At 71.6% G+C, this 19830-nt stretch carries 15 protein-coding genes and 2 pseudogenes; 11 read left to right on the plus strand and 6 right to left on the minus strand.

Annotation, left to right across the window (positions count from 1 at the left end; genetic code table 11):
- Nucleotides 1–24: 24 nt before the first annotated feature.
- Complete coding sequence (locus BFF76_RS02830) at nt 25–2412, plus strand: phosphoketolase family protein (RefSeq protein WP_065847064.1); 2388 nt, start codon at nt 25–27, stop codon at nt 2410–2412.
- 113 nt (nt 2413–2525) lie between these two features.
- Here the strand turns inward: BFF76_RS02830 and BFF76_RS02835 are convergent, their stop codons facing one another.
- Nucleotides 2526–2933, minus strand: coding sequence for a hypothetical protein (locus BFF76_RS02835; protein WP_031095912.1), 408 nt, complete (start codon nt 2931–2933; stop codon nt 2526–2528).
- A 112-nt stretch (nt 2934–3045) separates the two neighbouring features.
- Nucleotides 3046–4161: a baeRF3 domain-containing protein gene (locus BFF76_RS02840; RefSeq protein ID WP_031095914.1), complete on the minus strand. Its 1116-nt coding sequence runs from the start codon at nt 4159–4161 to the stop codon at nt 3046–3048.
- A 138-nt stretch (nt 4162–4299) separates the two neighbouring features.
- On the opposite strand from BFF76_RS02840, the gene BFF76_RS02845 reads away from it, so the two are divergent.
- Nucleotides 4300–4584, plus strand: a complete 285-nt coding sequence (locus BFF76_RS02845) for a DUF1269 domain-containing protein (RefSeq protein WP_065847066.1) — start codon at nt 4300–4302, stop codon at nt 4582–4584.
- A 64-nt stretch (nt 4585–4648) separates the two neighbouring features.
- Nucleotides 4649–6001, plus strand: coding sequence for a glutaminase A (gene glsA, locus BFF76_RS02850; protein ID WP_065847068.1), 1353 nt, complete (start codon nt 4649–4651; stop codon nt 5999–6001).
- Nucleotides 6002–6005: 4 nt separating this feature from the next.
- Here glsA and BFF76_RS02855 read toward each other — a convergent pair whose 3' ends face one another.
- Entirely contained in the window at nt 6006–6827 is an 822-nt protein-coding gene (locus tag BFF76_RS02855) for an endonuclease I family protein (RefSeq protein ID WP_031095922.1), read from the minus strand.
- Between the two features lie 211 nt (nt 6828–7038).
- Here BFF76_RS02855 and BFF76_RS02860 point away from each other — a divergent pair, with 211 nt between their 5' ends.
- Nucleotides 7039–7245 carry a hypothetical protein gene (locus BFF76_RS02860; RefSeq protein WP_065847070.1) on the plus strand — a complete coding sequence of 69 codons (207 nt, stop codon included), beginning with the start codon at nt 7039–7041 and terminating at the stop codon, nt 7243–7245.
- Nucleotides 7246–7316: 71 nt separating this feature from the next.
- The gene (locus BFF76_RS02865) at nt 7317–8474 is read left to right on the plus strand and encodes a methyltransferase (protein ID WP_065847071.1); all 1158 of its coding nucleotides are present in this window, start codon (nt 7317–7319) and stop codon (nt 8472–8474) included.
- 6 nt (nt 8475–8480) lie between these two features.
- On the opposite strand, the gene BFF76_RS02870 is transcribed toward BFF76_RS02865, so the two are convergent.
- A complete protein-coding gene (locus tag BFF76_RS02870) occupies nt 8481–8930 on the minus strand; it encodes a hypothetical protein (protein ID WP_053930093.1) in 450 nt (149 codons plus the stop codon).
- A 67-nt stretch (nt 8931–8997) separates the two neighbouring features.
- Here BFF76_RS02870 and BFF76_RS02875 point away from each other — a divergent pair.
- From BFF76_RS02875 to BFF76_RS02885, 3 genes and pseudogenes are all read left to right on the plus strand, one after another.
- Nucleotides 8998–9336, plus strand: a pseudogene (locus tag BFF76_RS02875) (oxygenase MpaB family protein); the annotation flags it as partial.
- A 34-nt stretch (nt 9337–9370) separates the two neighbouring features.
- On the plus strand, nt 9371–11608 hold the full coding sequence (locus BFF76_RS02880) for a serine/threonine-protein kinase (RefSeq protein ID WP_065847073.1): 2238 nt from the start codon (nt 9371–9373) through the stop codon (nt 11606–11608).
- 245 nt (nt 11609–11853) lie between these two features.
- Entirely contained in the window at nt 11854–13428 is a 1575-nt protein-coding gene (locus BFF76_RS02885) for a phytoene desaturase family protein (RefSeq protein WP_065847075.1), read from the plus strand.
- A gap of 650 nt (nt 13429–14078) precedes the next feature.
- On the opposite strand, the gene BFF76_RS02890 is transcribed toward BFF76_RS02885, so the two are convergent.
- Nucleotides 14079–14723, minus strand: coding sequence for an SIMPL domain-containing protein (locus BFF76_RS02890; RefSeq protein ID WP_042836827.1), 645 nt, complete (start codon nt 14721–14723; stop codon nt 14079–14081).
- A 27-nt stretch (nt 14724–14750) separates the two neighbouring features.
- On the minus strand, nt 14751–16625 hold the full coding sequence (locus BFF76_RS02895) for a serine hydrolase domain-containing protein (RefSeq protein WP_031095933.1): 1875 nt from the start codon (nt 16623–16625) through the stop codon (nt 14751–14753).
- Nucleotides 16626–16884: 259 nt separating this feature from the next.
- On the opposite strand from BFF76_RS02895, the gene BFF76_RS02900 reads away from it, so the two are divergent.
- The 3 genes and pseudogenes from BFF76_RS02900 to BFF76_RS33275 all read left to right on the plus strand — a co-directional run.
- Entirely contained in the window at nt 16885–18441 is a 1557-nt protein-coding gene (locus tag BFF76_RS02900; RefSeq protein ID WP_065847078.1) for an acyl-CoA synthetase, read from the plus strand.
- Nucleotides 18442–18871: 430 nt separating this feature from the next.
- Nucleotides 18872–19372 (plus strand): hypothetical protein, encoded by a 501-nt coding sequence (locus tag BFF76_RS02905; protein WP_031095937.1) that lies wholly within the window; start codon nt 18872–18874, stop codon nt 19370–19372.
- Nucleotides 19373–19472: 100 nt separating this feature from the next.
- A pseudogene (locus BFF76_RS33275) lies at nt 19473–19830 on the plus strand (hypothetical protein); the annotation flags it as partial.

Raw genomic sequence — 19830 nt, forward strand, 5'->3', positions numbered from 1 at the left:
TCGCCATGCCCAGGGAGACGCTTCATGACCGACGCCCGAACCCCGGCCGGGACATCCGCCCTGTCCGACACCGAGATCGCCGCCCTCGACGCGCACTGGCGTGCGGCCAACTACCTGGCGGTCGGCCAGATCTATCTGATGGCGAACCCCCTCCTGGAGGAGCCGCTGGCCCCCGAGCACATCAAGCCGCGGCTGCTCGGCCACTGGGGCACCTCACCCGGGCTGAATCTGGTCCACACCCATCTCAACCGGATCGTCAAGGAACGGAACCAGCGGGCGCTGTGCGTCTGGGGGCCGGGCCACGGCGGCCCCGCCGTCCTCGCCAACTCCTGGCTGGAGGGCAGCTATTCGGAGACGTATCCGGACATCAGCCGCGACCGCGCAGGAATGGGAGCCCTGTTCAAGCAGTTCTCCTTCCCCGGCGGTGTGCCCAGTCACGTCGCCCCGGAGACCCCGGGCTCCATCCACGAGGGCGGCGAACTGGGGTACGCGCTCACCCACGCCTACGGCGCGGCTTTCGACCATCCGGAGCTCCTCGTCGCCTGCGTCGTGGGGGACGGGGAGGCGGAGACCGGACCGCTCGCCGCGTCCTGGCACTCCAACAAGTTCCTCGACCCCGTGCACGACGGAGCGGTCCTGCCGATCCTTCATCTCAACGGGTACAAGATCGCCAATCCGACGGTGCTCGCCCGGCTGCCCGAGGACGAACTCGACGCACTCCTGCGCGGATACGGCCACGAGCCCGTCCACGTGGGGGGTGACGAACCCGCCGTGGTCCACCGCGCGCTGGCCGCCGCGATGGACCTCGCCGTCGACCGGATCGGGGAGTACCAGCGCGCTGCCCGCACCGGGGGCGCGTCCGTTCGTCCCCGCTGGCCGATGATCGTGCTGCGCACCCCCAAGGGCTGGACCGGTCCCCAGGCGGTGGACGGACTCCCCGTCGAGAACACCTGGCGCGCCCACCAGGTCCCGCTGCCCGGCGTCCGGGAGAACCCCGACCACCTGCGTCAGCTCGAGGAGTGGATGCGCTCCTACCGGCCCGGCGAGCTCTTCGACTCCGAGGGCCGGCCCACCGGCCAGGTCCTGGCGTACGTTCCCGAGGGCGTCGCACGGCTCGGCTCGACGCCGTACGCCAACGGCGGGCTGCTCCTGCGGGATCTGCCGCTCCCTCCCATCGAGGACCACGCGGTACGCGTCGACAAGCCGGGAACCGTCATGCACGAACCCACCAGGGTCCTGGGCGGACTGCTCGAAGACGTCATGGCGGCCACCGCCGGCAGCAGGAATTTCCGGGTGGTCGGGCCGGACGAGACCGAGTCGAACCGGCTGGGCGCGCTCTACGGGGCGACCGGCAAGGCCTGGCAGGCGGAGATCCTCCCGACCGACGAGCATCTGGCCCGCGACGGCCGGGTGATGGAGGTGCTCTCCGAACACCTCTGCCAGGGCTGGCTGGAGGGCTACATCCTCACCGGGCGGCACGGACTCTTCTCCTCCTACGAGGCCTTCGCCCACATCGTCGACTCGATGGTCAACCAGCACATCAAGTGGCTGCGCACCTCGCGCAGGCTGCACTGGCGCGCGCCCGTGGCCTCGCTGAACTACCTGCTCACCTCACATGTCTGGCGTCAGGACCACAACGGCTTCTCGCACCAGGACCCCGGCTTCGTCGACCACATCCTGAACAAGAGCCCGGAGGTCGTCCGGGTCTATCTGCCGCCGGACGCGAACACGCTGCTCTCCACCGCCGACCACGTGCTGCGCAGCCGCGACTACGTCAACGTGATCGTCGCCGGCAAGCAGCCCGGCTTCGACTGGCTCACCCTCGACGAGGCCCGCGCGCACTGCGCCCGAGGGGCCGGGGTGTGGGAATGGGCCGGCACCGAGGACGGCAGCCGCGAGCCCGACGTCGTACTGGCCTGCGCCGGAGACGTCCCCACCCTGGAGACGATGGCCGCGGCCGGGCTCCTGCGGCATCATCTTCCGGACCTCGCCGTCCGCGTGGTCAACGTGGTCGACATGACCCGGCTGCTGCCGCACGAGGAGCACCCGCACGGGATGCCGGACGCGGAGTACGACGCCGTCTTCACCCGGGACAGGCCCGTGATCTTCGCCTACCACGGCTACCCCTGGCTGGTGCACCGTCTCGCCTACCGGCGCACGGGACACGCACATCTGCATGTCCGGGGCTACAAGGAGGAGGGGACCACCACCACGCCGTTCGACATGGTGGTGCGCAACGACCTCGACCGCTACCGGCTCGTCATGGACGTGATCGACAGGGTGCCCGGCCTCGCGGCCCGCGCCGTCGCGGTCCGGCAGGCGATGGCGGACGCCCGTACGCGCCACCACGACTGGATCCGCGAGCACGGCACGGACCTGCCCGAGGTGACCGACTGGGCCTGGGAGGGCTGACCGGCGCCGCGACGGACCCGCCTGACCACGCCGCGACGCACCGGGCCGACCGCGCCGCGACGCACTCCGGCCGGCCTGCTTCCTGGCAGGCCGGCCGGAGTGAGCGGCGACGCTCAGTTCACGGTCGTGCGGACGACCGGCGAGACGGCCCCGCCGCCGACGATCCGCAGGGCGTTCTCGCCCTGGATGCCCAGCTTCACCCGCATGCTGTACTCGCCGCTGCCCGCGGTCCTGATCGTGGCGGGCAGGGTCACCCAGCGCTCGCCCTGCTTCTGCTGCAGGGTGACCGGGGTGCCGGCACCGATGTTCCGGGCGGAGCCGTGGATACGGAACTCCTCCCAGGCCGCCACGCTGCGCGCGGTCGCGTGCGCGGAGAGGGCCGGCCGCGTCGCCAGGTCCTGCGCACGCTCACCGGACGGCGGTGCGGGGACGCCGGACGACGCCGCGGCCCCGCCCACCGCGCCTGCCAGCGCCACCGCTGCCAGCAGCGCTGCCGCCGATGCGCGCCTGAATCGGTCCATGAATGGTTCTCCTTCGTGCACGACGTGATCAGTGAGATCGCCGCGGTGAGATCGACTTCGGAGCACCAAATCTAGACAAAATTCACATAATCCTTACGCAGGGACACGCGGGTCAGAAACGCAGAACCGCTGCGAGGCGGCCGTGGTCCGCGAGGGAGTCGTCGGCCACGAAGGCGACCTCGCAGCCCTTGTCCAGCGCCGCTTCGACGAGCTCGTCGACGATGTCCTCACGGACCTGGCCGTCCATGGACGGGGTGACGTCCGGACCCACCGGCTCCAGGTGCCCGTCGGTGACCCTGACCGTCTGGTCGAAGTGCTCCTCGACGGCGATCAGGCCCGCCCTGCCCTCCCGTACGGCCAGCCACACCTCGTCGAGCCCGCCGGCGAAGGAGCGGCTGCTGTGGGCGTTGTCGAGCCTGCCCTGGATGCGGGAGGCGGCCTGCTTCCGCCAGTCCTCCAGGGCCGGGCCCAGCTCCTTGAGCAGCTCGGGCGCGGTCGTGTCCGCCGTCGTCCCCTTCGCGACCCTGCCGACGGCGGGCTTCGCGCTCTCGCCCACCTCGTCGAGCAGGGAGAGCGCGGGTGCGAGGCCGACCAGGAACAGGGGGCGCGGGTCCGCGGCCAGGGCCCCGCGCAGCTTCTCGTCGACCGTGCGCAGGAAGTTGCGCGCGTCCTCGCTGCTGTAGGTGCTGGGGGTGTCGCCGATCCGCTCCTCGCGTTGCGGGTTGGGCTCCTCGTGCGGAGCCGTGAGCGGGAAGCCGTCCCCAGGCTCGGGGCGCAGGCCGTCGCTCGTGCCGGAGAAGAGGGAAGCGTGCTCCGCGGACAGGCTGAGGACCCAGAAGGGCTGCGCCCCGGCCTTCGCCGCGACCAGGTTCCGGGTGAGGAAACTGTCGCTCAGGACCACTCGTTCGGGCGCGGTGCGCGGGAGCTGCCAGATCTGGTACCCGTCGGTGTCGGCGAAGATCACGAGGGACTCCAGGGCGCGGCGCTGGTCCACCTCGGCCACCGCACGGTCGAGCTGCGCCTTCACCGCGGTCCGGGCCTCGTGGGTCACCCGGGGGTCTGCGTCCAGCCGGTTGCCGGCCTCGGCCACGAGGTTCCGCAGCCGTACGGCGTCCTGGGCGTTGTCCGGCGCCCTGCGGTGGGTCGGCATCGTCAGGGACAGAGCCGGGTAGGGCCTGGTCGCGCGAAGGTCCTGCAGCAGGCCGGGCGTCAGGGCGTCCGTATCCATCGTTCCCTCCCGGGGGGTTCGGGGTCCGCGGTACTGGAGCCGCCCCCTGGTGCGAGGCCGGTCATCCAACGAGTCAATTCATACCTTTTGATCCTAATATGGGCGAATTATTCCCTTGCTCTTCCGGAGGTGCCCGCGATGTCCACCATCACTGTGTGGAAGTGCCGGACGGCGGAGGGCGCCGAGAACGGGGGGACGGCCCTGAAGTCCCTCCAGGAGGAAGGGCGGGCCACGATCCGGGCCGCCGCCGTCGTGACCTGGCCGGCCAAGCGCTCCGAGCCGAAGAACAGACAGCTGGTCAACCCCGTCGGCCGGCGGGGCGCCGCCATCGGCATCGACGACGACTTCCTCGCCGAGGTGAAGCAGAAGGTGATGCCCGGGACCCCGGCGCTGTTCCCTCCGGCGCTGGACGAGGTGGAGTGACGGGGCAACGGCCGCCCTCCACAGGTCTCGCCGGTGGGTCCGAGCGGCACACGTGCGGTCCCCGGTGAGCGCGTCCGAGGCCGTCACCGACGCGCTGCGCGATCTCCATGCGCGCTTCGTCGGCGTACGCGACGGCCGACGCGCCGACTACATCCCGGAGTTGGCCAGGTCCGATCCCGACGACTTCGGGCTCGCCCTCGTCAGCATGGACGGGCATTCCTACAGTGCGGGCGCGGCTGACACGCCCTTCACCATGCAGTCGGTGTCCAAACCCTTCGTCTACGCCCTCGCGCTGGCCTCGCTCGGCCTCGACGAGGTGGGCCGCTGGGTGGGTGCCGAGCCGAGCGGTGAGGCGTTCAACGCCATCAGCCTGGAACCCGGCACCGGGCGGCCCGCCAACGCGATGGTCAACGCCGGTGCCATCGTCACCACCGCCCTGGTCCCCGACAGCCGTCAGGTTCCCGCGTTCCGGCGCATCCTGGTCTGCCTGAGCCGGTTCGCCGGGCGGAAGCTCGATGTGGACGAGGACGTCTACGCTTCCGAGGCCGCGACGGGGGACCGCAACAGGGCGCTGGCGTATCTGGCCCGCAGCGCCGGGACGCTGCCCGTCGACCCGGTGGCCGCCGTGGACAACTACTTCCGGCAGTGCGCGGTGCGGGTCACCGCCGTCGATCTCGCCGTGATGGCCGCGACCCTGGCGTACGGCGGTGTCAATCCGGTCACCGGGGAGAGCGTCGTCTCCCCGGAGGTCGCGGCCCAGGTCCTCGCCGTCATGGCGACCTGCGGGATGTACGACTCGTCCGGCGACTGGCTGCTGAGGGTCGGGCTGCCCGCCAAGAGCGGAGTCTCGGGCGGTCTGATCGCCGCAGGTCCGGCCCGCTTCGGCCTGGCCGCCTACAGTCCGCTCCTGGACGCGTCAGGCACCTCGGTACGCGGCCATGCCGCGCTCGGCGCGCTCTCGGAGCGTCTCGGGCTCCACCTCATGAAGAACCCGGCGCTGCCCGGCTCCACCGTCACGCTGGTGACCACCGCGGATGTGCTTCCCTCGGCGCCGTCCGGCCGGCGGGAGCGCGCTCTGCACGAACGCGTGGGTGTCGTCGCCGCGCAGGGTGCCCTCGACTTCACCGCCGCCGAGCGTGTGCTGTACGCGCTGGACGAGTCAGGCGCTGAGGGGGCCGGTCCGGTGGTGCTCGACATGCGCGAGGTGACCGGCGCCGACTCCGACGCCCTCGCGCTGCTGCACGCCGGCCTGTCCCGGCTCGCCGGGGAAGGGCGGCGTGCGGCCGTCGTCGACCCGGGTGACCGGCTGGGTCCACCGGACCTGGTCCGGGAGCGGACCGGCCAGGATCTGCCGCGCTTCGGCTCCCGGGAGGAGGCCGCCGAGCACTGCGCGCAGGCCATGGCCGGACCGGGGTGAGTCCCTACCAGATGGCCTCGACCCATTCGGGGTGGTCGATGAACGGGTTCCGGTTGTGCTGGAACTGGTCGAATATGACCTCGTTGCGGTTCTGCTCGAAGCTGTCGGGCGGGTCCTCCTGGCTCCACTGCTTCAGCACGGAGAGCCGTCCGATCTTCGGGGCCGACCCGTTGTTCACGCTGTCGTTCGGCTCGAGATCGGCGAAGGCGTCGTCGCCCTCGTACCGCACCGCCATGTACAGGATCATCCGGGCGACATCGCCCTTCACCGCGTCGCGCGGTTCGAAGGAGTCGCCGTCGGTGTAGTTGCCCGGCGCCCCCGAGACGGCGCTCCCGCCGTTGTCGAAGTCCTTGTTGCCCCGGATGGAGTTGACCTGGACGTCCTCGGGGCGCAGGTGGTGGATGTCGGTGCCCGGACCGGTCGCGGTCCCGAAGTCACCGTGCGACTTGGCCCAGACGTGCTCCCGGTTCCAGTCGCCCACGTCGCCCCCGTTCTCGCTCTTGGACTGCGAACGGCCGGTGTAGAGGAGGATCACGTTGGAGGAGTTGGCGGGATCCGCGTCGGTCGCCTTGAGCGCGTCCCAGACCTGGCTGTAGGAGAGCTTGGTCTGGTCGCTGATGATCGTGTGCAGCGAGCTCTTGAGGGCGGTGCCCGTCTTGCCCAGGGCGGCCTGGTAGTAGGTGTCGTCGAGAGCCGCGGCAGGGGACGCGGCGCCGTCGATCGGGGGAGTGGCGGCGGGCGCCGTGGACGCGGCGCCGGTGAGAACGACGATCGAGGCGGCTGCGGCGAACAGTGGACGCGCGTAGAAACGGCGACGACTGGACATGTGGGGTGTCCTCTCCGGAGGGCGGAACGGTGTCGTGATGGCCGGACTTTGTCTGCTCGGTCGGGAGCCTTCCACACGCACGGTGCCGGTCGCGTGAACGTTGCGTATTTATCATGTGCAGGTCAAGTGACGTCTCTTCCGGGGGCTTTCCGGCATCGGATGCGGGGACGCCGACCCGGCGCGAGAATTGCCGCAAGGACGAGGAGGCGGTATGAGCGAAGAGTCCGAATCCGTATCCGTGCCGGAAGTACGGGGGGTCACCCCCGACCGTCTGCTGCACACCGGCGGCAACGATCAGCCCACCGCGGAGGATCTGGTGCTCGCCTCCGGGCGGGACCTCACCCCCCAGAGCCTGGAGTGGGCACAGCGCAGGCTGTCCGAGGAGGGCAGGTCGGCCATGGACAAACGGCTTCCTTAGCGCCTGCGGGGACGCCCCTGTGGCGGGGAGCGTGTCATCGCTCCCCGCCACTGGGCTAGCCTGAACGCCATATGAACCGTTTGACGACGTCACAGGGCGAATTCGATCTCGCCCGCTTTCCCGAGAACCCGCGCGACCCGCTCCGTGCGTGGGACGCCGCCGACGAGTATCTGCTGCGGCGGCTGGAGGGCGAGGAGGGGACCGAGCCGGTCAGTCCGGCCGGCACGGTGGCAGTGGTGGGCGACCGCTGGGGTGCCCTCGCCACCGTGCTCGCCGCACACCGCCCCGTCGTGATCACCGATTCGTATCTCGGCCTGCGCGCCACCCGGGCGAATCTGGCACGCAACGGCGCCGCCCCCGACTCGGTGCGCGTGCTGTCGGTGCGCGACGCCTTTCCCGAGCGGGTGGACCTGCTGCTCGTGCGCGTACCCAAGAGCCTCGCGCTCCTGGAGGACCAGCTGCACAGGATCGCGCCCGCCGTGCACGCGGGGACCGTCGTCATCGGCACCGGCATGGTCAAGGAGATCCACACCTCCACCCTCAAGCTGTTCGAGCGGATCATCGGGCCCACCCGGACGTCCCTCGCGGTGAAGAAGGCGCGGCTCATCTTCTGCACCCCGGATCCGTCCCTGCCCAGGACTCCCAGCCCCTGGCCTTACCGCTACGAACTGCCCGACGACGTCGGCGCGGTCTCCGGCCGCACCGTCACCAATCACGCCGGGATCTTCTGCGCCGAACGCCTGGACATCGGCACCCGCTTCTTCCTGAAGCACCTTCCGGAGCGGACCGGGCCGGACCGCGTGGTCGACCTCGGCTGCGGGAACGGCGTCCTGGGCACGTCCGCCGTGCTCGCCAACCCCGACGCCACCGTCACCTTCGTCGATGAGTCGTACCGGGCCGTCGCCTCCGCCGAGGCGACCTTCCACGACAACACCGGGCCCGGGGCCGAGGCGTCATTCCTGGTCGGCGACGGCATGGCGGACGTCCCCCCGGAGAGCGTGGACCTGGTCCTCAGCAACCCGCCCTTCCACTCCCATCAGGCGGTCACCGACGCCACGGCCCGGAACATGTTCCACGGAGCGCGCGCCGCGCTGCGCCAGGGCGGGGAGCTGTGGGTCGTCGGCAACCGGCACCTCGGCTACCACACCCAGCTGCGCCGGATCTTCGGCAACTGCGTCACTGTCGCCGGTGACCCGAAGTTCGTGGTGCTGCGGGCCGTGAAGCGCTGATCCGATTCACGGGAGGTCGTCCCGGCCCAGCCAGGACGGCACCTCGGGCACCTGCGCGTCCCACGCGGGCGGGGGGCCGGGCTCGGGTTCCGGTGCGCGGGGAGCGGCCTCCGGCAGTCGCGCCGGCTCGTCCGGCTCCGCCGCCGGAGCGGGCGGCTGTTCCGCCACAGGATCGGCAGCGTCGCTGTCGTACACCTGCTCGGCCACCGTGAACCGGCAGTGCCAGGGCCGCCAGACCCCTTCGACGACCAGCAGGAAACCGTCCGCCTGCCGGTACAGCGCCCGGTGTTTCGGGCTGGCGGGATGGACCGGCTCGAAACGCTCGGCCCGGATCCGGAGTGCCGCGAGCGCCTCCTCACGTGTTCCCTCCACGTGGTCCATCACGCCGACCGACCAGACCCGCCCCTGCCGGCCGTACCCGAGGTTCTGTTCAACGACCAGTCCCCACCTGGGCACAGCCCCCACCTCCCCGAAACGTGCGCGGTTGCGGTATGCATGTAAGCGCGCCGGGACGTCATCCTACGAGGACTTCCTGCATGCGCCGCCCGCCGGACCCAGCCCTGCAGACCCGGCGCGCGCCCTGCTCCGGCGGCGGGTGGCCGCACCGGCCTACGACTCCCTGCCCGCGTATGCCCATGAGCTGTACGGCAGGGCCGCACCGCCCCCGGCGGCGGTCGACCGCCGTCTGCGCACCACGGGAACCGCGCTGCGCCGCATCCCCGCCCGTCTCCGCCGGCGCCTTCCGCCCGGGTACGTCGTGGAGGCGATGGCGCGGCTCGGCCCCGGCAGCCGACCCGCCCCGTACGAACTCCGCAGACAGGCAGCCATACTGGACGGGCCGGGGAGGGCGCAGCAGCAGTAGCGAGCAGCGAAGCAGACGGGGGCGGCAACAGGCGATGGCGGACACCAGGCTGATCCAGAGCCGCTACCGGCTGCTCGATCTGATCGGGCGCGGGGGCATGGGCGAGGTATGGCGCGCGCGCGACGAGTCGCTGGGCCGGCAGGTGGCCGTCAAGTGCCTGAAACCGATGGGGCCGCAGCACGATCAGGCATTCACCCGCATCCTGCGCGAGCGCTTCCGCCGCGAGGCCCGGGTGGCCGCGGCGCTCCAGCACCGCGGAGTCACCGTCGTCCACGACTTCGGAGAGTCGGACGGTGTCCTCTACCTCGTCATGGAGCTGCTGGAGGGACGCAACCTCAGCCAGCTCCTCGAGGACAACGCCCAGCACCCGCTGCCGGTGGCCGACGTCGTCGACATCGCGGAACAGGTCGCCGACGCCCTCGGCTACACCCATCAGCAGGGCATCGTGCACCGGGACCTCAAGCCCGCGAACATCATGCGGCTCGACGACGGCGCGGTGAAGATCTGCGACTTCGGCATCGCCAGGCTCGGCCACGACATCGGCTACACCTCCCGCCTCACGGGCACCGGCATCGCCATGGGGACCCCGCACTACATGTCGCCCGAGCAGATCAGCGGCGGGGAGGTCGACCACCGCAGCGACCTCTACTCGCTGGGCTGCGTCCTGTACGAGATCGCCACGGGCGTGCCCCCGTTCGACATGGACGACGCCTGGGCCGTGCTCGTCGGGCACCGTGACACCGTTCCCGAGCCGCTGCGCACCCACCGCGCCGAACTCCCCCGGTTCTTCGACAAGGTCGTCCTCGACCTGCTGGCCAAGACGCCCGGCGAGCGGCCGGCCGACGCCGGTGACCTGCGGCAGCGCATCGTGCTCGGTCGCACCGGTGAACAGCCGGCCGGCGGCCGGATCCGGCTCGCCCCACCCGTCACGGCCCGGCACCCGGCGGCCAACACGCCCCGACTGCCCTCCTGGACCCGCAACATGACCTCCGGTCACAGGGCGACCGGCGCCGTCGGCTCCGGCACGGCAGCCGCCGACCACGCCGCAGCGCTGACCGGGGCATGGACCACCGGGACCGGTCACGCCTTCACCGGCGCCTTCCCGCCCGCGGGACCCGGCCGCCCCATCCCGTCGCCCGAACTGCTCGCCACCCTGGCAGGCCGGCACAGCGCCGGACTCAACCTGGGGCGCCTGGGCCACTGGGAGGAGGCGGGCGACGTGCACCGCGCGGTCGCGGACGAACGCGGACACGCGCTCGGCCCCGACCACCCCGACACCCTCGCCAGCAGGTACGAGGTCGGATTCGCCCTCTGCCGCACCGGACGTGCCGCGGACGCGCTGCGCGAATTCGACCGGGTCGCCGAGGGCCGCGAGCGCAGCCTGGGTCCCGACCACCCGGAGACCCTCGCGGCCCGACAGGAGACTGCGTACGTCCTGGGCGGGCTCGGCCGCCACTTCGAGGCGCACCAGGTCTACGCCGCGGTGCTCGCCTCGCGGGAACGCTCCATGGGCCCGGACCACCCCGACACCCTGCGCTGCCGCCACAACCTCGCCTTCAACCTGAGCAGGCTGGGCCGCCTGGAGGACTCCTACCGCATGGCCCGCGAGGTGGCGGACGCCCGCAGCCGGCTGCTCGGCGCCGAGCACCCCGACACCCTGGTCACCCTGCACGAAGTGGCGTACACACTCGGCCGGCTGGACCGTTGGACCGAAGCCCTGCAGACCTACCGCGACGTGGCGGAGGCCCGCACCACCGCGCTCGGCCCCGACCACCCCGACACGCTGTCCGCACGCTACGAGGTGGGCATCAGCCTCGGCAGGCTGGGCCGCAGTGCCGAAGCCCTCGAGCTCTACCGGGCCCTGGCCGAGGACCGCACCCGGGCCGCTGGTCCCGCCGACCCCGAGACGCTGCGCGCCCGGCACGGCCTCGCGGTCAACCTGGGGCGGATGGCTCGATGGGAGGAGGCACTCGCCGAGTCACGCGAAGTCTGCGCGATCCGGGAGCGCACCCTGGGGCCCGACCACCCCGACACGCTCGTCAGCCGCCGGGAGGTGGCCGTCGGACTGGGCTGGCTCGGCCGCTGGGCCGACGCACTGACCGACTACCGTACGGTCGCCGGGATCCGCGAACGGGTCCTGGGCCCCGATCACCCCGACACCCTCGCGAGCCGCAACGACGAAGCGCACTGCCTGGAACAGCTCGGCCGCGGCACGGAGGCGGTGGACCTCTACCGGCGGGTGGCGGACCTGCGCCGGGACCCGCCGCACTGACCGTCGGGCCAGGCCGTCCCGCACGCGGCAGAGGTCACGCGGCAGTCCGGTCTCCGTCCCGTGGCGCAGCGGCTCCCGGCTGCCTTCCCGCACGACGTGCGGGAAGGCGTCCTCCGGGTAGCTCCCGTACGGGTTGGTGCAGTACCCGACCGCGTCGGGCGCAGCGTCGCCGGCGCCGGGCAGGGCCGAACGCCACGCGGTGGCCGGCCCCTGTCCAGGGTGATCATCCCGTGCTAGGAAGAGGCATGCCCGCAGACGAGACGGCCTCACCCGGTACACCCGCGCACGCCGCATACGACACCGTGATCGTCGGAGGCGGCCACAACGGCCTGGTCGCCGCCGCCTACCTCGCCCGCGCCGGACAGTCCGTCCTCGTCCTGGAGCGCCTCGGCAGCACCGGGGGAGCAGCCGTCTCCACCCGCCCGTTCGACGGGATCGACGCCCGGCTGTCCCGCTACTCCTACCTCGTCTCGTTGCTTCCCCAGAAGATCGTCCGCGACCTCGGCCTCGACTTCGCCGTACGCAAGCGCACTGTTTCCTCGTACACCCCGGCCGTGCGCGGCGGACGCGCCACCGGGCTGCTCGTAGGCGGAGAGGGCACACGTGAGTCCTTCGCGGCACTCACCGGCGACGACCGTGAGTACGACGCGTGGCAGCGCTTCTACGCGATGACGCAGCGGGTCGCCGAACGGGCCTTCCCGACTCTCACCGAGCCGCTGCCCGCCCGCGACGCACTGCGGGCACGGATCGACGACGAGGACGCCTGGCGCACGCTGTTCGAGGAGCCGATCGGAGTCGCCGTCGAGGAGCGGTTCACGGACGACCTCGTGCGCGGGGTCGTACTGACCGACGCCCTGATCGGCACCTTCGCCGACGCCCACGACCCGTCCCTGCTCCAGAACCGCTGTTTCCTCTACCACGTCATCGGCGGCGGCACCGGGGACTGGGACGTCCCGGTCGGCGGCATGGGCGCGTTCACCGACGCGCTGGCCGCGGCCGCCCGGACGGCGGGCGCCGAGATCCGCGTGCTGCACGAGGCGACCCGCATCGAGACCGACGGCACCCGCGCCGAGGTGACGGTCCGCTCACCCGACGGGGAACACGTCGTCGGCGCGCACCGGGTCCTGGTCAACGCCTCGCCGCACGCGCTGGCCGAGCTACTCGGCGAGGCGCCGCCCGCCCCGGCCGAGGGCGCCCAGCTGAAGGTGAACATGCTGCTCACCCGGCTGCCGAAGCTGCGGGACCACTCCGTCGACCCGCGCCGTGCGTTCGCCGGCACCTTCCACATCGCCGAAGGCTACGGGCAACTGGCGGCCGCCTACCGCGAGGCGGCAGCGGGCCGTCTGCCCGGCGTCCCGCCCTCGGAGATCTACTGCCACTCCCTGACCGACCCGTCTATCCTCGGCCCCGACCTGGCGGCGTGCGGCTACCAGACCCTCACCCTGTTCGGCCTGCACACCCCCGCCCGGCTCTTCACGGCGGACCACGGGACGACGCGCACCGCGCTGCTCGACGCCACCCTGGCCGAACTCGACACCCATCTCGAGGAGCCGATCACCGACTGCCTGGCACTCGACGCCGACGGCAGGCCGTGCATCGAGGCGAAGACCCCCCTCGACCTCGAGCGCGACCTGAGACTGCCCGGCGGCCACATCTTCCACCGGGACCTCTCCTTCCCGTACGCCACCGGGGAGACGGGCCGCTGGGGTGTGGAGACCGCCCACGCCAACGTCCTGCTGTGCGGGGCGGGCGCGGTGCGCGGCGGCGGGGTCAGCGGGGTGCCCGGCCACAACGCCGCCATGGCGGCGCTGGGCCTGTGAGACCTGCGCCCTACTGTCCGAACACCCCGCGCAGTGCCCGAAGCTTGCGCGGCAGGTCGTGCTCCGCACCGCCCTCTTGACCGTTGTGCGCGAACACCTCCAGCCCGCGCCGCGAAGTCGACCCGCCGAAGTAGGACCGGTCTCCATCGCCTCCTCGGACTCGGCCCCTACGCGGACGTCGCCCGAGGGCCGTCCGGTCACCGCTTCCGGATCGGTCCCGCCGAGGGCCTTCTCCTGGAACGCGTCGAAGCCGGCGGGCTCCGCCCGGTACTCGCGGAGCCGCTCCAGGGGCATGCCGAACATCAAGGGTCCAGTTCCTCTTCAGGGTGAGGGCAAAGGTAAGGGTGAGGGTGAGGGTGGCGCCGTGCAGGCCGGCCGTGTCCGCGTGATCCGCAGGCCCGGCCAGGTCGGGCACCGCGGAGGACCGCAGCCGCGTCGGATCGGGCAGGGCCACCTGCGCGTCCCGCCGTCCGGGCGTACCAGCACCGAGGCGGGATACCGTCGGAGGCCGGCTCCTGTGCGGTGCCCGCGCTCCAAGGACGCCGGCGCGGGACGGGACGTCTCGGTGGTCGGCGGGAGCCTGTGTGCGGGAGTGCGCGGGCCTCCGCCGGGGGAGGCCCGCGCCCGCAGTCACGCCGTCGTGCGCGGCCTCAGCCGCCGACGAGCGAGAAGCCGAGGACGACCCCTGCGGAAACGGTCACCCTGCCGGGCGTCAGATCGCCTTCCCCGCCGTCCCCGTGCTGACTGCTGTGGCTGCGGTAGCTCTGCGTCTGTTCCGCGTCGACGTCCTTGATGTGAATGACGGGACCGAGCTGTACCCCGGCCGCCTCCGCGTACAGGGTCGCCTTCTCCCGTGCGGCGGCCACTGCGGCCGTGCGCGCACGGGCTCGCAGGTCCCTCTTCGTGCGCACGTCGAACTCGACGCCCGTGACCTCGTTGGCCCCGGCGTCCACGACGTCCACCAGCACCGCCTCCAGGCCGTCCAGCTCCCGTAGTTCGATCACGAAGGAGGCCGTGCACTCGTAGCCGACGAATGTGCGCTCAGTGCCGTAGGTCCACTGCGACGACAGGTGCAGCCTCGAAGTGGACACGGCGGACTCCGGTATCCCGTGCCCGCGCAGGACCTCCCGGATCCGGTTGACCCCGCTCCGGGTGGCGGCGAACGCCTCTCCCGGCTTGTTCTTGGTCTGTGATATCGCGACGCGGAGGCGTGCCAGGTCGGGCGCGGCGTCCACGCTCGCCGCTCCGAACACCGACACGCCCCACGGGCTTCCTATGGACTGGGTTCCGGTCATACCGGTCATCCAACCAGCCGGCCCCGCTCAGTCGGAGGAAACGGTCCAGCCCGTCGCCTCGATGCGTCCGGCGTCGCCACGCCTGTTGCTGTCGAAAAGCGTACGGCCGGCGTCCTTGACCCGGACGTCGTGCACATAGGCGCCACGGCCGACGTACAACTGGTCGGTGACGTACCGCCAGCGGAGACGCACCTCCTTGCCCCGCCAGACGTGCAGGTCGGCCTCCAGCCGGTGCCACACGCGCCCCGACCAGCCGGAGGCCGAGCCGTCGGGATGAGACCGGGGCTCCCCGGGCCCGTCCTCCGGCGTCGGTACGGAGGTGAACGGTACGGGCTGCCAGGTCGCACCCGAGTCCGACGAGGCCTCCAGGCGGAGGGTGTCCGAAGCGGGCTCGGTGTCCCACCAGATGGAACAGCTCAGTGAGGGGCGCGAGAAGGCCGGGCGCAGCGCGGGCAGCGCGAGTGTCGCGGTGGTGGAGCTCGCCATGCCGGAGAACCAGGCGGTACGGCCCCGTGCCGTGCGGACGGGCACCGCGCGCGCCATACGGTTGGCCGCCGCGACCCGTGGAGCGCTGCCCGACCGCCACGAGCGCACCGGGTGGACGGAGTTGCCCAGAACGATCAGGAAGGAGTCCGTCGTCGGGTCGAGGACCAGGCTCGTACCGGTGAATCCCGTGTGCCCCGCTGTGCGCGGGGTGGCCATCGCCCCCATGTACCAGTGCTGGTACAACTCGAAGCCCAGGCCGTGCTCATCGCCGGGGAACGCGGTGTTGAAGTCGGTGAACAGCAGCTCGACGGACTTCTCGGACAGGATCCGGGAGGCGCCGTAGGCTCCGCCGTTGAGCAGGGTGCGGGCCAGTACCGCCAAGTCCCAGGCGCACGAGAAGACGCCCGCGTGGCCGGCGACCCCGCCCAGGCTGTACGCGTTCTCGTCGTGGACCTCGCCCCAGACCAGTCCGCGCTCCAGCCCCGACCAGGGCAGCCGGGCGTCCTCGGTGGCCGCGATCTTCGGCTTCCAGGAGGCGGGCGGGTTGTACCGGGTGCGGTGCATCCCGAGCGGAGCGGTGATCTCGTCACGGAGCAGGGCATCCTGCGTGCGGCCGGTGATCTTCTCAAGGATCAGCTGCAGCGAGATCAGATTCAGGTCGGAGTAGAGGTACTTCGTCCCGGGAGCCGAGGCCGGAACCTCGTCCCAGAGGAGGCGCAGCTTCCCCTCGCGGGTCGGTTCCTTGTAGAGCGGGATCCAGGCCCGGAATCCAGAGGTGTGCGTCAGCAGCTGACGGACTGTGATGTCCTGTTTTCCGCCGCCTGCGAAGTCGGGGAGATAGGAGGCGGCCGTCGCCTCCAGCTCCAGCGCTCCCCGCTCGATCTGCTGCACGGCGAGGATGGAGGTGAAGAGCTTGGACACCGAAGCCAGGTCGAAGACCGTGTCCTCGGCCATCGCGATCTGCTGGTCCGGCGGGAACTCCACCCCGGTGTCGGTCGTCTCGTCGTACGCCGCGTAGCGAACAGCCCGGCCGATCGGCCGGTGCAGGGCCACGGTGCCACCCCGGCCGGCGAGCAGGACCGCGCCGGCGTACCAGGGGTGCTTGGGGGAGTCGGTGAGGAACTTCTCCGCGTCGGCGACGAGCAGGTCGAGCTGGTCCGGCAGCAACCCGGCACGCGCGGCCGACCCGCGGCGCAGCGTCGGCCCTCCCCGCCCTGATCCCATGACCGCCCCGGTTCCCGATGCCGCACCCGGAGCTCCGCCGCCCAGCGGCCCCGCGGTCCGCTCGGCGCCCGCCGCCGCTCCCGCGGCCCCCGCGAAGGGGATCGGAGCGAGCGTGAGTGCTCCGCCCAGCGCCAGTATCCCGCCGCCCAGCCTCCGGCGGCTCATTCCCTGCCCCGACACGTCTGCGGTCATCCGGAACCCTTCCCCTCACGTCGAGCGCATCCGCGCGAAAGTTACTTTCGAAATTCCGTACGGTCTTGAAACTTCCTGCCGAACCAGAGGTTACTGTCCCAGGCGCCGCTCATGGAGGTCTCTCGCGGAACAAAGAAACTGATACATCGTCAACTCACGGTGCCCGTACGTCCCGGCAGGTCCTGTCAGGGGGGCGACCGGCCCGACACACGGTTACTGACTCTTGACCCCCGGCGGGCCCGCCGCCCAGGATCACGCCATGACAGGTGTACGCAGCAGCACAGTGGACGGCGTCCTGACGCGCAGCGCACGGCGCACCCCCGGGCGCACCGCCGTACGGTACGCCGAGCGGTCCTGGACCTACGCCGCCCTGGAAGAGGCGGTCAGCACGGCGGCCACGGTGCTGACCACCGCCCACGGACTGCGCCCGGGTGACCGGGTGGCCTCCTACGCCCACAACTCCGATGCGTACCTGATCGCCTATCTCGCCTGCGCGCGAGCAGGACTGATCCACGTGCCGGTCAATCAGAACCTCACCGGCGAGGACCTGACGTACATCCTTCGCCAGTCGGGCAGCGCACTCGTCCTCACCGATCCCGGCCTCGCCCCACGCGTCCCCCCGGGCCACGCCGTACGGCCGCTGCGTGACGCGCCGGACTCCCTCCTCGGTGAACTGGGCACTCCGCGGCCCTTCACCCCCGAACGCGAACCCGGTGCCGACGACCTCGTCCAGCTGCTCTACACCTCCGGTACTACGGCCCAGCCCAAGGGCGCGATGATGACGCACGGGGCCCTGGTCCACGAGTACGTCAGTGCCGTCACCGCTCTCGACCTGCGGGCCACCGACCGGCCGGTGCACTCGCTGCCCCTTTATCACTCTGCGCAGATGCATGTGTTCCTGCTGCCGTATCTCGCGGTGGGCGCAGAGAACACGATCCTCGACGCTCCGGACGCCGGCCGGATCTTCGACCTGGTCGAAGCGGGCAGGGCGGACAGCCTCTTCGCGCCACCCACCGTCTGGATCGGACTGGCCAACCATCCGGAGTTCGCCACCCGTGAGCTGGGAGCCCTGCGCAAGGCCTACTACGGCGCGTCGATCATGCCCGTGCCCGTCCTGGAACGACTGCGTGAGCGGCTGCCGGAGCTGGCGTTCTACAACTGCTTCGGCCAGAGCGAGATCGGGCCCCTCGCCACCGTCCTCGGGCCCGACGAGCACGAAGGTCGGATGGACTCCTGCGGGCGCACCGTCCTCTTCGTGGAGGCCGAGGTCGTCGACGAGCACGGCGAAGTGGTGCCCGACGGCACAGCGGGCGAAGTGGTGTACCGCTCCCCACAGCTGTGCCAGGGCTACTGGGACAAACCGGAGGAGACCGCTGAGGCCTTCCGTGACGGCTGGTTCCACTCCGGAGACATCGCCGTACGCGACACCGAGGGCTATTTCACGGTCGTCGACCGTGTGAAGGACGTCATCAACTCGGGAGGTGTGCTCGTCGCTTCCCGGCAGGTGGAGGACGCCCTGTACACCCATCCCGCGGTGGCCGAGGCGGCCGTGGTCGGACTGCCCGACACGCGCTGGATCGAGGCCGTCACCGCGGTCGTGGTTCTCCGCGGCGAGGCCTCCGAATCCGAACTCATCGAACACGTCCGCGCGGGAATCGCCCCTTTCAAGGCCCCGAAGCGGGTCCTGTTCGTTGAAGAACTCCCACGCAACGCCAGCGGCAAGATCCTCAAACGAGAGCTGCGGGACCGGTTCTCCGAACCCGGCACCGCCACGCCCCGGCCGCCGGCGGGGTCTGCGCCGCGAAGGGAGCTCTGATCCCTTCCCTCCGCCGCGCGCACCGGCTCAGCCGTCATCCCGCACCGCCCGCATCCCGGGCGTGACCTGATTCAGGCTGCCGACGGAGGGCGTCCGGGGCCGCGGCACACGTCCGCCGCCGTCCGCCGCCGAGCACGGCGGCCGTGGGTCACGCTCCAGGGGGGATGCACGGCTCTTGGTCTCCGCACGATGCGGTCGCAGCCGGTGTAGCCCGTTCGCACTCCTGGGCGTGATCCCTCATCGGCTCTCCTCCGGGACCGGGTGACCTGCGCAAACGATCGCCCGGCGGCCGAGTCCCGCGCCTGGGCGGGTGACGTGCGGGGCAGCGCCCCGTGTTGCGCAGGTGACGGTCTGTCGGTTGCCTCGGGAACGGAGCACAGCAGAGGCGCCGCGCAGTCCGGCCGGACCCTGCTCCCGTTGGAGGATCCACATGCGCAACACACGCATCGGTGCGGTTATCTGTCTGGCCGTAGGTTCTCTCGTCCTCGCGGCCCCCGCCGCGGAAGCGGCGGCCGAACCCTCCGGTGATCAGACCATTCGCATCAGCCCGGCGAAGGCCTCGCCGGGCTCACAGGTCACCGTCAGCACCAGAGCCTGCGGCAAGGAGACCTACGGCAAGGGCACCTCGGAGGCAGGAGGAGCCTTCCACCTGTTCGAGGGCGACCGGAAGGGCGTGCTTGTCGGCGTGTTCGACATCCCGGCGGGGACCCGCCCTGGCACCGACACCGTCACGGTGAAGTGCCCGCCACGAATCAAGATCACGGACACCTACCGGATCGTCGACCGCGCTCCGACCGGCGGGGTCGACGCGGGCTTCGGGGCACCGGACGACCAGGGCGCTCAACTCGCCGCGGGCAGCGTTCTGCTCGCGGCAGCGGTCGCCGGGGGAGTGGTGCGACTGCGCCGCCGTCCGGCCGCAGCCCGATCCTGACCGCGAGACTCACGTTCGCGGGGCCGGACCGGACGCCGCACCGGTCGGGCCCCCGGCGGACGCCCCACCCCTACCCGCTGCGAAGCAGAGGCACACTGCGATGGAAACCGGGCCCACGACCAGCACATCACCCCAGCCGTTCCCGGCGGTCAAGCACCTCGTGTGGGCCCTGGTGGCGGGTACGGCGCTGGTGATCAGCGGAACGCGTGACGACCGTCCACCACAGCCGCCGGCCACCGAAACCGCCGCTCCCGCTCCCGCACCGCCGGGCGCTTCGGCCCTGGCACGGGCCACGGCCCACCCCACCGGACCGGCACCGGCTCTCGCCCGCCTGGCCCCGGCCGGTCTGGTGCCGGAACCGCCCTACTACCTGCGCCGCCCGTCTGCGGCAGCGACGTCTCCGCCCCGGCCGGCCCCCCTGGCACCGCTGCCGCAGACGGGCGGCGCAGGTAGTAGGG

The sequence above is a fragment of the Streptomyces mutomycini genome (genome assembly GCF_001700505.1).
In the GTDB taxonomy this organism is placed as follows: Bacteria; Actinomycetota; Actinomycetes; order Streptomycetales; family Streptomycetaceae; genus Streptomyces; species Streptomyces mutomycini.

Excerpts from the sequence above, each read along its gene's own strand:
- BFF76_RS02830 (WP_065847064.1), top strand. The coding sequence starts at position 25 with ATGACCGACGCCCGAACCCCGGCCGGGACATCCGCCCTGTCCGACACC.
- BFF76_RS02835 (WP_031095912.1), bottom strand. The coding sequence starts at position 2,933 with ATGGACCGATTCAGGCGCGCATCGGCGGCAGCGCTGCTGGCAGCGGTG.
- BFF76_RS02840 (WP_031095914.1), bottom strand. The coding sequence starts at position 4,161 with ATGGATACGGACGCCCTGACGCCCGGCCTGCTGCAGGACCTTCGCGCG.
- BFF76_RS02845 (WP_065847066.1), top strand. The coding sequence starts at position 4,300 with ATGTCCACCATCACTGTGTGGAAGTGCCGGACGGCGGAGGGCGCCGAG.
- BFF76_RS02855 (WP_031095922.1), bottom strand. The coding sequence starts at position 6,827 with ATGTCCAGTCGTCGCCGTTTCTACGCGCGTCCACTGTTCGCCGCAGCC.
- BFF76_RS02860 (WP_065847070.1), top strand. The coding sequence starts at position 7,039 with ATGAGCGAAGAGTCCGAATCCGTATCCGTGCCGGAAGTACGGGGGGTC.
- BFF76_RS02865 (WP_065847071.1), top strand. The coding sequence starts at position 7,317 with ATGAACCGTTTGACGACGTCACAGGGCGAATTCGATCTCGCCCGCTTT.
- BFF76_RS02880 (WP_065847073.1), top strand. The coding sequence starts at position 9,371 with ATGGCGGACACCAGGCTGATCCAGAGCCGCTACCGGCTGCTCGATCTG.
- BFF76_RS02885 (WP_065847075.1), top strand. The coding sequence starts at position 11,854 with ATGCCCGCAGACGAGACGGCCTCACCCGGTACACCCGCGCACGCCGCA.
- BFF76_RS02890 (WP_042836827.1), bottom strand. The coding sequence starts at position 14,723 with ATGACCGGAACCCAGTCCATAGGAAGCCCGTGGGGCGTGTCGGTGTTC.
- BFF76_RS02895 (WP_031095933.1), bottom strand. The coding sequence starts at position 16,625 with ATGACCGCAGACGTGTCGGGGCAGGGAATGAGCCGCCGGAGGCTGGGC.
- BFF76_RS02900 (WP_065847078.1), top strand. The coding sequence starts at position 16,885 with ATGACAGGTGTACGCAGCAGCACAGTGGACGGCGTCCTGACGCGCAGC.
- BFF76_RS02905 (WP_031095937.1), top strand. The coding sequence starts at position 18,872 with ATGCGCAACACACGCATCGGTGCGGTTATCTGTCTGGCCGTAGGTTCT.